This is a genomic window from Lysinibacillus sp. OL1, from assembly GCF_004332175.1.
GTDB lineage: Bacteria > Bacillota > Bacilli > Bacillales_A > Planococcaceae > Lysinibacillus > Lysinibacillus capsici.
Genome location: NZ_SJDS01000002.1, coordinates 75,436 through 87,638 on the forward strand (window position 1 = coordinate 75,436; position 12,203 = coordinate 87,638).

Sequence of the window (12,203 nt, forward strand, 5' to 3'; positions counted from 1 at the left end):
TTATATTCAATATAACTAATTTATAACAACATTATGAAATCCACCTGAATTTTTTGTGCGACCAATCTTCTACTTATTCTAAGCCAAAAAAGAAATTTAAATTAAATATCGTAATTTTTTCTAGTACCGTTTTTCAGATTTTTTTCATATTGGTTGTTTAGACTAATGTTGAACCTCAATATGGAAGGAGATCTCCTATGCGATATTTAAAAATGTTTGGGATAGTATTGGTAGTTATGTTTTTTTTGTATGATGTAAATCCCATTTATGCAGATGATATTTTTGAAGGAAAAGATGAGTATGATGAGGGTAACGGTAGACAACAACACGAAGAAGGGCGTTATGAGGACCTTGGTGAATTAATTGGTTGGTGTACATTCATAGGAATTGGTGCAGCGGGTATGATTTTTCCTATTAGAACTTTCTTGAAGTCTGTAACTCGTACTTTCCCACAATCTAAAGGGCTATATTTATACGTAGCAAAGTTAATAGGTAGATATCATATTCTTTTTGGCACAATGGCATTGTTGTTAGGTATTGGTCATGGGATAATCATGTACTTTAATGAGGGTGAATTGGAGAATGAAGGAATTATTGGCTTAATTGCAATTATTCTTTTATCAATTACTGCTATTATAGGAATGAATTTATTCAACTATAGAAAAAATCGAAGCTTGCGAACAATCCATATCTCAATAGCGGCATTAAGTGTTATTACAGGAGGGATTCATATTTTTATCTCTTAATTATGTAAACATGACTCGGCTCATAATTACTAAGCTTATCATTTTAGTTGCATACTGCATTCATTTTCTATATTTGTTGTATAAACAATGCTTAGATAAAGAATCTCTAGTATTTGAGCTTAAAGCAAAAGGATCGCATTAGGGAAGTGTGCGGTGTAATTATATTTAAGTTTATAGTTCTTGTATTGGCAATGGTAAATTTCCGTATAAGAATTCTACACCTCAGCATTACTTGCAGATGAATTAATACTAGCTGTAATGCAGGTGGACAAAACTTAGCCAACATAAGTGCGACTCGACCCCAAATAACTAAAAAACCAGGTACCGCCAAAGAGGGGTACCTAGTTCTATTATGCAAAGGGACACTTGGGATGGAGTGACCCTAGTAACAATTTCGGAGGTGTAAGGCTAATTTAGCTTTACACTACTATATATATGTTGTGATTGCTATGGTTGAATAGTTAATTGCCTGAGAAATAATCGATGAAATGCAAAAGTGTTTGGGTATTTCATTGATTGTCTAGGATAGAAATGGTAAAGTGAACATAACTTTAGGGTCAAGGAGGAGAATTCACATGAAAAAAAGAGCTATTCGTTTTTTAAGCATGGGTATAGGGTTCTCCACAGCTGTTTTTTTCTAAAATCAACGAACATGGGATAAGTCTGCCCTTTTTTAGAAAAAAATACAATCCTAAAGGAGAAAAGAATATGAAAACTAACATAGTACGTAAAAATCCAATGCAGGTACCTAGCCCTGTTGGGAAGTACAGCCACATCACAATCATTCCAAAAGATGCAACAATGTATGCATTCTCTGGACAAATTGGGGTTGATCAAGACGATCAACTGCCTGCAGATTTAATTGAACAAACGACCAATACATTTAGAAATATTGGAGCGCTTTTAGCAACTGAGGGATTGGATGCATCTCATGTGGTAAAGGTGAATATATGGGCGACGGAGGAGATTGATTGGCATCATTTCTATCAGCAATGGGAAGTAATGTTTGGTCATTCCTATCCCTCTATGACTATTGCTTATGTATCTGCATTAGGGCTACCAGAAATAAAAATAGAGATTGAACTTTGGGCTGCTAAATAGCCTAAAAAACGACAATATCCATGTGATATTGTCGTTTTTGCGTACAGACGGTATTAACGTAACATCCTTTTTAATTGTTTCATTTCATAATGTAATTCGTCAATTTGCTTTTGTAGTTTGTCAATATCATTGCTATTACTTTCATTTTCCTTCAATTCATCCTCTAGAGCAAGACCAGCAGCAATGGTCGCTAGAGCGTCTCCAAGTGTTGTAATCGCCCCCGCAATGACAGCCAACTTAGCTGCTTGACTCACGGACTCCAATCCCTCACTATTCCGATTACCTTTATTTTGCTTCATATAATCCTCCCTACAAAAAAGGGTATTACTTGCATTGTATGCTTAGGATAAGTAACAGGTGAAGAATTTATGGGCATCAAATAGGGAACAGGGGAAAGTTGGATTTTATAAAGCATTATTCAGAAGTCTATGGTCTTTTCTAAAATGATTTAGAGAATAAATGAATATTTTAACTCATGTAAAAATGTATTGTCAATAATAAATTTGTAATTTTAATAAAAAATGTTATAATAGTCTTACGATCATTTTTTATAAACGTATTTCGAATTCCGATGTCCTATTTTGCAGAAAGAATTTGGATACGTTTTTTTAATTTTTTAAACGGATGAAAAATTCGAAATTGTTTTAAAGAAGTTATTGGGGAAATTTACTATCTAATAGTAACTTAATTTTATTCCATAAGGAGGACTAGATAAATGAATCTAATTAATAAGAAAGTTACACACAAGCGTTTTGGCATAGGTAGTATAGTTAACCAAAATGATTCGAGTATTGAAATACATTTTGCATCAGAAAATAAAAGGTTTGTTTTTCCAGATGTCTTTGGAAAGCACCTAACAATACATGATAAAAGTGATGCTAAGTTACTTGAGGAAATTATACAAAAAAAGGAAATTGAACGAGAAGAAGAAGAAGCGCGGATGGAAGAGACAAAAGAACTTCAGCGGAAAGAACTCTTACTTCGCTTGGAACACGAAAAACTTATGAGTAATCATAAACTTCATCCCGCATCACAGATGGTTTTTTGGTGTGATTCAGAGGAACAGAATAGCTCTGTTTCAGAGTGGAATGTTTTTTCAGGTATATTAAAGAGTGGGAATAACAAAGGAAAGCCAAACAAGCCGAGCCGCTTACACCAAAATAGCGCTGTCCTTTTAACAGCAAGAGATTCCAGCCAGCCTGAAAGTGATAGACGTATCTTAGGTGTCTATATGGTGAATGAAAAATTCGTCGGCAAGCTGTGTGAAGATGGACATATTCCTGCTCATTCAAAATACAGAATTCATCTGACAGAACAGGAATCGGATCAGTTACTTTTCTGGCAATATTATATCAATGAAAAATTCCCCGAAAAAATGACATGGAAGACAGGGAAATATCGTTATTTCGAAAATTTATGGATGGCTCAAATTTTACTTGATATCATTTCGTTGAAAAGTGACCCAAAAGAACTGGAGTTGGCACAACAATTCTTTAAACATTTTTGTAAAATGAATCAGCTAACAGTAAAAGAAATTCCCAAACCTGATGGCGCATTAACCCGTATTTAGTACAGTGAACCAATTATCAAGTTAAAGAGCTATACTTGCTTGCAAGAGATAAATAATGGCAATGAATACAAGTCACTGGATTTTAAAATCCAGTGACTTGTATGTTTATGTCCCAATAACTTTATTAGCTTTTAATACCTATTCCACACAAAGTAACCCCAATGATTCACTTATTAGATGTAATAAAAGTAAAAAACAGCGTTAATAATGGCTTAACGCTGTTTTTAAATTAGTCACTTTGGTGACTAAATAAAATGGGGATGTGTTTCTTGCTGAAGATATGAGCAAAGATGGAAAGCGAGTAGGGTACATTACCAATATATGATGTTTACCACCAAGCTGATAGGTGTTTATCCTTTACGATCAATAATCTTTCGTACTTTGTCGTAGGGGAGGAATTGTCCAATATGTCCCGATTCGCCATAGCCATTCCATAGGGCCAAAGCGGAAAAAGTATAGCCATAGCTTACTAAAGAGCAATTGGCAACCATAAATGCCTAGACAAATCCACAAAGATTCAAGATAGCGAAGTTGTCCAATTAAACCGAAAGTATGGCCAATTAAGAGAATGAGCGCTGTTTGCCCCAAGTAATTAGTCAAGGCCATGCGCCCATATGCTTTTAACGGTGCCAATAGTCGTTGGAACAAAGAGCTTTGTAATAATAGGATGATTGTTCCCATGTAAAAGGCAGAAGCGAATGGGCTAAACTGTAGTCCGATTAATGAAAATTGCTCAATATTTGTAATATGAGCCGCTAGCTGATCCTTGGGCAAATGCTGGATATTAACAAGAGGCTCAGGGACATACTGCCATTGATAAAACCAGCTAGCCATGCTTATAAAGCCCATTACAATCGTCACGAACATGATTTTATTTCGATGTAATGAGATATTTTCAAATAAATGATATTGACCAGCAGCTAGACCAAGCAAAATCAGTGGAAATGGCATTAAAATTTTTAGACCAAAATAGGCAGTGATGGCTAATAGGATGAATCCAAGGATGAGATTGATGTCTTTGCGCATTTTATAAAAAGGTAAGGCTACAAAGCCAAAGATAGCATAGACAGTTAAGGCTTCACCTGGTTGGAAATAAAAATGCACTAACCCCATAAACAGTAAAATCAAAAGCCTACGACTAAATAAGGCATAGGCTTTTTCGCCCCTTGCCTGTGCGCGTGAAATAAAGAGATAGAATCCTATTCCAAATAAAAATGAAAAAATGATTAAAAATTTACCCTCTACAAAAAGTGTTAGAAAGCGGCTATAGGCAATATCGTTTGCCAATTCAGGTGGTTCAATCCACATTAATGAGGGGATATTGACTAAAATAATGCCCAGTAAGGCGAACCCTCTTAAATAATCTAATGTATCAATTCGTTTATTACTGTTGGTCGGTTGCAACGTATATCTCCTCCTTCAAGACCAATTATAAGGAAGATCTTTTAAAAGTAGTAACGATGAATGTTACGTGAATCTAACAAAATTGTCATCTTATAGAGGCTCTATTGGCTCAGGGTAAATCGCTAATAGCTCATATGCATGCTGACGTATAAGCTGAATTAGTGCGTATGGTTCTTTGACAATTGCATGTTGACCAAGGCGAAAGAATAGGGAGCTATTAAAGTGGAGCTCATGTTGATCGATAATCGTATCGATATAGCCTGTTCCATCACTATGTCGAACAACCGCTTTTTCAAGATGGGGCTCACTTAAACATTGACGAACGCCCTCGCTTGATAATTCTACATATAACCGAATAGGCTGCTGAGGCTCATAGTCAGTTTCAAGCCATTGCTGCAAATTCATCGTCGTTTTATGGTTTGCTTCACTAATTTTTATCCCTTTAATTCGATCTACACGGAAGAGTAATATTCTTTCATTTGATAGCAGTAGCGCAGGCATATACCATAAGCCATCATGAGCGTACACGCCAATAGGCTGGATATGCTTAGAGGTGATACCAGACTTCGATTCATACTGGATATGCAATTGTGATTGGTTGATGATAGCCTCTAAAACGTCCGTTAGGAGTGGTGTTGTAATGGCTCTTTTAGGGTTCCAAAAGGAAATATAGGATTGCAGCGTATCCACCTTTTTCTTGGCTTCCTTCTGTAAGGATTCATACAGCTTTTGAGAGACAGACTTCATTTCAGTATTAAAGGGTAAATCACGATAATAGTGCAAAGACTGGAATGCAAAGAAGATGGCGACCGCCTCTTCCTCAGTAAATAATATCGGGGGGAGAATAGCATTGGATAGCACCGTATAGCCCCCATGTCTTCCTTGTTCCGAGTAAATGGGTAGCCCCATATCACTTAAATCCAAAAGGTAACGATGCACCGTTCGCACGGAAATATGGAAGGTGTCGGCAATTTCCTGCGCTGTAAATTTCTTTTTCACACTGACGAATAGCAAAATATCAATTAATCGTTTAGCTTTGGTCATATTTTGTTCACCTTTTTATTTAATCATGCCAATAGTTGTCATGTTTTATATTTAGTATAGAGATTGTACAAGAGATTTTCAAAAGAAGAGGAGCTGACGTAATGTCACGCGAAATACTGGTATTTATTGCAGGGAGTTTAGATGGATTTATTGCCAAGGAAAATGATGATCTACAGTGGCTAGAGGAAACAGAGGGAGAGGGTGATAATGGCTACGCTGATATGTATCAAACCATTGATACCGTCATTATGGGAAAACGGACATATGATTATATCCTAGAACATCTTAAACCGTTCCCTTATCCTGATAAAAAATGCTATGTGTTCTCAACAACTCAAACTGGGGAAAATGAGCATGTGACGTTTATCCAAGAGGATGTCATCACATTTACTCAACGTTTAAAAGAGCAAGAAGGCACAAAGATTTGGATGGTAGGGGGAGGGAACCTTCTAGATGCTTTTTTACAGGAGCGGCTAATTGACGAATGGATTATTACGATTACACCCCATTTACTGGGCTCAGGGATACCCTTGTTTAAATCTCCCCGTCCATTCGAAAACTTAAGGCTATTGGAAACAAAACGATATGGTCAAATGGTACAACTACATTATGAGGTAAGGAAAGAGGCTTAAATCAAGCCTCTTCTTTATTTGATAAAGGAACGATAGATTTCTCCTAAGAGACCTTGCATTTGATGAACGCCTGTATCGGTGTTAGTCATGGCAACAAAGCCTTTGTCTAGGTGGGGGTAGGCCACTAGCATACATTGATAGCCAACGCCCCAGCCAAGCGAGGATATTTCAAGCTGCTCACCAGCACCATCAAGAAATACACCAAGGCCCATCCATTCTTTACAGCCCTGAGGACGAATTAGCTCATGGATTGAAGCTAAACCAAGTGTACCCTTTCCCTTTAAGGCCTGCATTACCTCTTGTAATAATTTTGCTAGATCTGACGGTGTTGTCCATAATCCACAAGCTGCATCATACGGGTAAATAGGGTATCTTTGTGCTGTTAGGGTGCCATCTTTCTGATGACCACTTGCTGTATTGGCAGTTGGGACTGCGGAAGAAAAAAAGCTATTTGTCATGGCTAGTGGTCGGAAAATCACGTCTGTCATAAGTGTTGAAAAACTTGAGCCTATTGTATCCTCAATCAGCAATTGAACAAAGCAAAAGCCAGCATCTGAATAGTGAAATTCTTGCTCGGCCTCAAAAGTACTATCGATTGGTATGGAACAATAAGGAGTTGTACCTTTTAATAAGTCGACCATCGAAGGCCTCTGCCATCGTGAATGTAAGGGAGAGAAGCTGCCTTTAGGGTCAATAATTCCGGCCTGATGACTTAACAAATGTCGTAATGTTACTTTTTTTCCCTGAGTGTAGCTATGATCTGGCATCTTCCAAGATGTGAGCTTTTGATTAATATCCTCATCTAAATCTACTATACCTTGCTCGACCAGCTTCATCACTAAAATGCTTGTAACTAGTTTACTAATTGAACAGGCATTGAAGATGGTTTGGGTATTGATTCTGTTAGTTTTCCCGACCTCTAATAGACCAAAGCACTCTGCTTTCTGAAGCTCACCATCCTTTATATAGGCAATGCTGAGGCCAGCTATTTGTTGTTGCGACATTTGCTCATGTATTGTCATGAATAAAGATCTCCTAGTTTTCCTTCATCATACCATAAGTAGGAACGAATGTTCTTGGGAAACTATCGTAATGTAAGTTGAAATCTATTGTATAATAAAGGAATTATTTCTACAAAGGTACATACAATGGAGGGGTTCTGTGACAAAAGCGTTTCCACAAAAAATACATATCATTGGGTCCGTTGGCAGTGGGAAAACGACATTGGCGAGGAAGTTATCTAAAACCTTGCAGATTCCTTATTATGAGCTTGATAATGTGGCATGGATGCGAAAGGAATCAGGGGATATTCTAAGAACAGATGAAGAAAAAAAGGAGCACTTACAAACCATTCTCCAAACGAACAGTTGGATTATAGAGGGGATCCATCAGGAGGAGTGGGTTGTTGATAGCTTCCAGCAAGCTGATTGCATTATCTTTCTCGATACGCCTTATAAAATTCGAGTCTTTCGTATAATAAAAAGATTTATGAAACAAAAAATGGGCTTCGAAAAAGCTCACTATCAACCTACTTTTTCGATCTTTTTTAAAATGTTTCGTTAGAATAAACGCTTTGAAAGGGTAGGAAAGCCTAAATTCTTTAAACAGCAACATGCTGTATTGGCTAAACTTTTAATGATTCAGCGCAATAAGGATTTAGATTCCTATTTTCGACAATTCTAAAGCGTATCCCGATGTCAGGATACGCTTGTTCTTAGGCATTTTTCTTTGTACGTGTAGTCCGTTTTCTTGTAGCGGGCTTTTTTGTTTTTTCTAAAGAGGCCTGTAGAGCTGTCATTAAATCCGTGACATTTTCAGGAATTGGACGTTGTTTATCGCTTGTAGATATCGTATTTGTAGCTTTCTTTTCTTCAATTAGTTCTAATAAAGCATTGCGGTAATCATCTGTATATTTTTCAGGGTTGAATGTAGTTGTTAGTTGTTCCACTAACATGAGGGCTGTATCGAGCTCCTTTTGTACTACATCCTGTTCGTTTGGAATATTAGGGACATCGCCAATGCTCCTTACCTCATCTGGATAGTGAATTGTTTCCATCACAAGGGCATTTTGATAAACACGCACAATGGCAAGTTGCTCTTTAGAGCGGATAACGATTTTGGCAATGCCTATTTTCCCTGATTGTTCTAATGTTTTTCGTAACAATGAATAGGCTTTGGCTCCCGTCGAATCGGGTGATAAAAAATAGGTGCGTTCAAAATAGATTGGATCGATTTCAGTTAATTGCACAAAATCAATAATTTCCACAGCCTTATCTTCATTTTCCTTACGCAAGTTTTCTAAATCTTCTTGATCCAACACAACAAATTTATTTTTGGCATATTCATAAGCCTTCACGATATCCTCATCTGTTACCTCTTGGTTACAGCCCTCACAAACCTTTTTATAACTAATCGGCGTATGGCAGTCTTTGTGAAGCTGACGCAATTTGACATCTTTATTTTCAGTTGCAGCATGTAGTTTCACAGGAATATTAACAAGTCCAAAGGAAATACTGCCTTTCCACACTGTATGCATTGTTGTCACCTCGTTTTTCTTACTATGATGTATTTTGAGGTTTTTTATGTATCTTAAAATGAAATCTTCAAACACTGAATATAAAAAGCAAAGTAGGTATTGTGAAATGAAACCAATGCTTTTATCGGAAACAAACGATATTCCTAGTGGAGATGAATGGCTATTTGAAACAAAATATGATGGTTTTCGCTGCTTATTAGTTTGGGATGAGGAGCCGAAGCTCATTAGTAGAAATGGGCGACATTTAAATCACCTGTTTCCCGAAATTTTAGCTTTTTGTCAGCAAATATATACATCCATCCAAACCTTTTTACCCCTAACCTTGGATGGGGAGTTAGTTTATTTACGCAATCATTATAAAAGTGATTTTGCCGTTGTTCAGAAGAGGGGGAGAATGCAAAATCAAGACGTGATTCAGGAACATGCTCATTCATGTCCTTTTCACTATCTAGCATTTGATGTTTTAACCCTTAAAGGAGAATCTCTCCAAAACCACTATTTAAAAACGCGAAAGGAGCAATTGGTCAAGCTTGCGACGAAGTTCAAATGGCCAAGCGTAAACTATGAGAATCCAACGCCTATCCAAGTTATACATGGTAGTGAGGAGCATGAGAGCTTATGGCAGTCTATCAAGCTTTACAATGGGGAAGGCATTGTTGCTAAGAAGAAAACAAGTAAATGGCTTGAAAACATACGATCAAATCATTGGTTAAAGATAAAAAATTGGCGTTATGTCACAGTCATTGTCACACAATATGACCATAGCAATAGTTATTTTCATGGTGCAGTTTTTGAGGACAATGAATTACGAGAAGTCGTTACGTTTAAGCATGGGATGACAGAGGAAGAGCATCAAACACTTGTCAAATTCTTTCAGACTAATGGACTGCGTAAAAAGGAGCTATGGGCACTTGAGCCTTCGATTTGTGTTGATATTGCCTGTATTGATTTTGATGGTAGTAAGCTTCGGGAACCTAGATTTCATGCCTTTCGATTAGAGATAGCACCTGAGCAATGTCATTGGCTGCACATGCAACGTCAACTGTATCCTATCCCTGATTCAGTTGCTATCACACATCCAGACAAGCCTGTATGGCCGAATATGGGTATTACAAAGGATCAATACTTGTTCTATTTGCAAAATATTTCGCCCTATTTAATGCCTTTTCTAAAGGATCGCCCTCTAACGCTAATACGCTATCCACATGGTGTTCCAGGTGAAAGTTTTTATCAAAAAAGTAGACCAGAAAAAATGCCTGATTTTGTGGCAACAGCTGTGATGGATGATATTGATTATATCGTATGTAATAACTTGGAAACGTTATTGTGGCTTGGAAATCAGCTGGCATTAGAGTTCCACATTCCATTTCAAACACATCATTCTCCGTACCCGACAGAAATCGTTTTCGACTTAGATCCTCCCTCAGTACAAGATTTTTCATTAGCCGTTTCAGGCGCACTTGATTTAAAGAACATTATTGATTATTTTCAGCTCCAATCCTTCGTCAAAACATCAGGTGGAAAAGGTTTACAGCTGTATATTCCTTTACCCGCAAATACATTTACTTATGAAGAGGTACGTATTTTTACAGAGTTTGTTTGTCGCTTTTTATGTGAGCAAAAGCCAAATTTATATACAATTGAGCGTTTAAAGAAGAATCGTCATGAAAAATTATATTTAGATTATGTCCAGCATGCAGAGGGCAAGACTATCATTGCCCCGTATTCTACTCGGGGCAATGAAATGGGTTTAGTAGCAACACCGCTTCTATGGGAGGAGGTCAATGAAAACCTAACACCAACACTTTTTACGATTCCCTTTGTCATGGCGCGCATGAAAAAAATGAGCAATCCCTTTCAATTATTTCGTGAAGTAGGGGAGCAACAAAATTTTCAAGCAGTTCTAGATCAATTAAAGGCATGAGGACACTTATGGGGATAGGGAAGCTCTGACAGGGCATGAGCGCTGTGCGATGTAAAACGAGCAGGGTTTACCTGATAAAACTCAGGTTTACAAAAAAGATCGCTTTGACCAATACTGCAAGCGCTTCTAAAAAAGAGGTGTTCCCAATGTCATTGGGAACACCTCTTTTTGCCGTTATAGTGGAACCTGTGCATTTACTTTTTCGAGGTAATCCAGTATGCCCATTGCGGACACAATGGTATCGAATGGGATGGTTTGATAGACAGGATGATCGGACGGAATGTCGTTTTCCTGTAGATAGTTGAATAAAAGTTCCTTTAAGCGAGCATCTAAGTAGTGAACTTGTTCTTGGAACTGGCTGGATGCTGCTTGCGCTTTTCTACCTTCTTCTAAAAAGAGCGGTGTCCAATAGCGCACCTGACGATAGGCTTCAGCTGGATTTTTATAAGCCCCATAGTGACCGAAGTATAATTCACTTGCTTGTAGCTTTTCGTACAATTTTAAGGATTGTTCCATTGTTTCAGGGTTGTATTGATTTGGAGAGGTGGACGGAATGATTAAATCAATTGCTTCCTCATCCATTTCGGGATAGCGAACACCTGTGGTATCTCCTACAAACAAGCCGTTTGTAGCGGAATAAAGCATTGAAACATGATGCTTAGCATGTCCCTCAGTATGATAAAACGTTAATTGATGTTGACCTAATTGTAAACGCTGTTCGTGATGAACTTCTATAATTTTTGCAGCGTCAATGGGCACAATTGAATCAAAAAGGCGGTCAAATTCAGCGCCATAAACTCCTTTAGCACTGCGGATAAGACGACTTGGATCAATCATGTGGGCTGCGCCTCGTGGATGAACCACTAATTTAGCATTGGGACAGCTTTGCAAAAATAACCCTGCTCCGCCTGCATGGTCTAAATGAATATGTGTCACGATGACATAGTCTATATCCTCTACTGCAATATTTAATTTCTGTAACCCTTCCATAATATAAGGTACGGATGGACTGGCCGAAGTTTCGATGAGAGCAATCTTTTCATCGATTAATAGATAGGAGCTTGTTCGCTGCTCTCGACCTAAATCATGTGTATCGATACAGTAGAAATTTGGTGCAATTTGTTGGACGCTAGTCAATTCAATTTCCCCCTTTTATTTCAAAAATAAGCTATTTCTGCTTATAAATGCAATATTTAGCTACAAAAAGTAGTTGTTATACTATATAATAATAGAAAATTTAACTGAA

At 37.5% G+C, this 12,203-nt stretch carries 11 protein-coding genes and 1 pseudogene; 6 read left to right on the top strand and 6 right to left on the bottom strand.

Features of this window, described 5'->3' with window-relative positions:
• Positions 1-197: 197 nt before the first annotated feature.
• Positions 198-746 carry a hypothetical protein gene (locus EW028_RS04730; RefSeq protein ID WP_054550288.1) on the top strand — a complete coding sequence of 183 codons (549 nt, stop codon included), beginning with the start codon at positions 198-200 and terminating at the stop codon, positions 744-746.
• Positions 747-1,454: 708 nt separating this feature from the next.
• Positions 1,455-1,847: a RidA family protein gene (locus tag EW028_RS04735; protein WP_131520084.1), complete on the top strand. Its 393-nt coding sequence runs from the start codon at positions 1,455-1,457 to the stop codon at positions 1,845-1,847.
• A gap of 53 nt (positions 1,848-1,900) precedes the next feature.
• On the opposite strand, the gene EW028_RS04740 is transcribed toward EW028_RS04735, so the two are convergent.
• Complete coding sequence (locus EW028_RS04740; protein ID WP_131520085.1) at positions 1,901-2,146, bottom strand: hypothetical protein; 246 nt, start codon at positions 2,144-2,146, stop codon at positions 1,901-1,903.
• Positions 2,147-2,562: 416 nt separating this feature from the next.
• On the opposite strand from EW028_RS04740, the gene EW028_RS04745 reads away from it, so the two are divergent.
• Positions 2,563-3,417, top strand: coding sequence for a malate synthase (locus EW028_RS04745; RefSeq protein WP_131520086.1), 855 nt, complete (start codon positions 2,563-2,565; stop codon positions 3,415-3,417).
• A gap of 363 nt (positions 3,418-3,780) precedes the next feature.
• On the opposite strand, the gene EW028_RS04750 is transcribed toward EW028_RS04745, so the two are convergent.
• Positions 3,781-4,821 (bottom strand): DUF418 domain-containing protein, encoded by a 1,041-nt coding sequence (locus tag EW028_RS04750; protein ID WP_131520087.1) that lies wholly within the window; start codon positions 4,819-4,821, stop codon positions 3,781-3,783.
• A 90-nt stretch (positions 4,822-4,911) separates the two neighbouring features.
• Complete coding sequence (locus EW028_RS04755) at positions 4,912-5,865, bottom strand: helix-turn-helix transcriptional regulator (RefSeq protein ID WP_131520088.1); 954 nt, start codon at positions 5,863-5,865, stop codon at positions 4,912-4,914.
• A gap of 101 nt (positions 5,866-5,966) precedes the next feature.
• Between EW028_RS04755 and EW028_RS04760 the strand changes: the two genes are divergently transcribed.
• Entirely contained in the window at positions 5,967-6,497 is a 531-nt protein-coding gene (locus EW028_RS04760; protein WP_131520089.1) for a dihydrofolate reductase family protein, read from the top strand.
• Positions 6,498-6,511: 14 nt separating this feature from the next.
• On the opposite strand, the gene EW028_RS04765 is transcribed toward EW028_RS04760, so the two are convergent.
• Positions 6,512-7,519, bottom strand: a complete 1,008-nt coding sequence (locus tag EW028_RS04765; protein ID WP_131520090.1) for a serine hydrolase domain-containing protein — start codon at positions 7,517-7,519, stop codon at positions 6,512-6,514.
• Between the two features lie 139 nt (positions 7,520-7,658).
• Here EW028_RS04765 and EW028_RS04770 point away from each other — a divergent pair.
• Positions 7,659-8,180 (top strand): annotated as a pseudogene (locus EW028_RS04770) (AAA family ATPase).
• A 31-nt stretch (positions 8,181-8,211) separates the two neighbouring features.
• Here the strand turns inward: EW028_RS04770 and ku are convergent.
• Positions 8,212-9,033 carry a non-homologous end joining protein Ku gene (gene ku, locus EW028_RS04775; RefSeq protein ID WP_131520091.1) on the bottom strand — a complete coding sequence of 274 codons (822 nt, stop codon included), beginning with the start codon at positions 9,031-9,033 and terminating at the stop codon, positions 8,212-8,214.
• A gap of 106 nt (positions 9,034-9,139) precedes the next feature.
• Here ku and EW028_RS04780 point away from each other — a divergent pair, with 106 nt between their 5' ends.
• Positions 9,140-10,957, top strand: coding sequence for a DNA ligase D (locus tag EW028_RS04780; RefSeq protein ID WP_131520092.1), 1,818 nt, complete (start codon positions 9,140-9,142; stop codon positions 10,955-10,957).
• Positions 10,958-11,131: 174 nt separating this feature from the next.
• Here the strand turns inward: EW028_RS04780 and EW028_RS04785 are convergent, their stop codons facing one another.
• Complete coding sequence (locus tag EW028_RS04785) at positions 11,132-12,094, bottom strand: MBL fold metallo-hydrolase (protein ID WP_131520093.1); 963 nt, start codon at positions 12,092-12,094, stop codon at positions 11,132-11,134.
• Positions 12,095-12,203 lie beyond the last annotated feature (109 nt).

Coding starts and splice junctions, on each gene's coding strand:
- EW028_RS04730 (WP_054550288.1), top strand. CDS start 198: ATGCGATATTTAAAAATGTTTGGGATAGTATTGGTAGTTATGTTTTTT.
- EW028_RS04735 (WP_131520084.1), top strand. CDS start 1,455: ATGAAAACTAACATAGTACGTAAAAATCCAATGCAGGTACCTAGCCCT.
- EW028_RS04740 (WP_131520085.1), bottom strand. CDS start 2,146: ATGAAGCAAAATAAAGGTAATCGGAATAGTGAGGGATTGGAGTCCGTG.
- EW028_RS04745 (WP_131520086.1), top strand. CDS start 2,563: ATGAATCTAATTAATAAGAAAGTTACACACAAGCGTTTTGGCATAGGT.
- EW028_RS04755 (WP_131520088.1), bottom strand. CDS start 5,865: ATGACCAAAGCTAAACGATTAATTGATATTTTGCTATTCGTCAGTGTG.
- EW028_RS04760 (WP_131520089.1), top strand. CDS start 5,967: ATGTCACGCGAAATACTGGTATTTATTGCAGGGAGTTTAGATGGATTT.
- EW028_RS04765 (WP_131520090.1), bottom strand. CDS start 7,519: ATGACAATACATGAGCAAATGTCGCAACAACAAATAGCTGGCCTCAGC.
- ku (WP_131520091.1), bottom strand. CDS start 9,033: ATGCATACAGTGTGGAAAGGCAGTATTTCCTTTGGACTTGTTAATATT.
- EW028_RS04780 (WP_131520092.1), top strand. CDS start 9,140: ATGAAACCAATGCTTTTATCGGAAACAAACGATATTCCTAGTGGAGAT.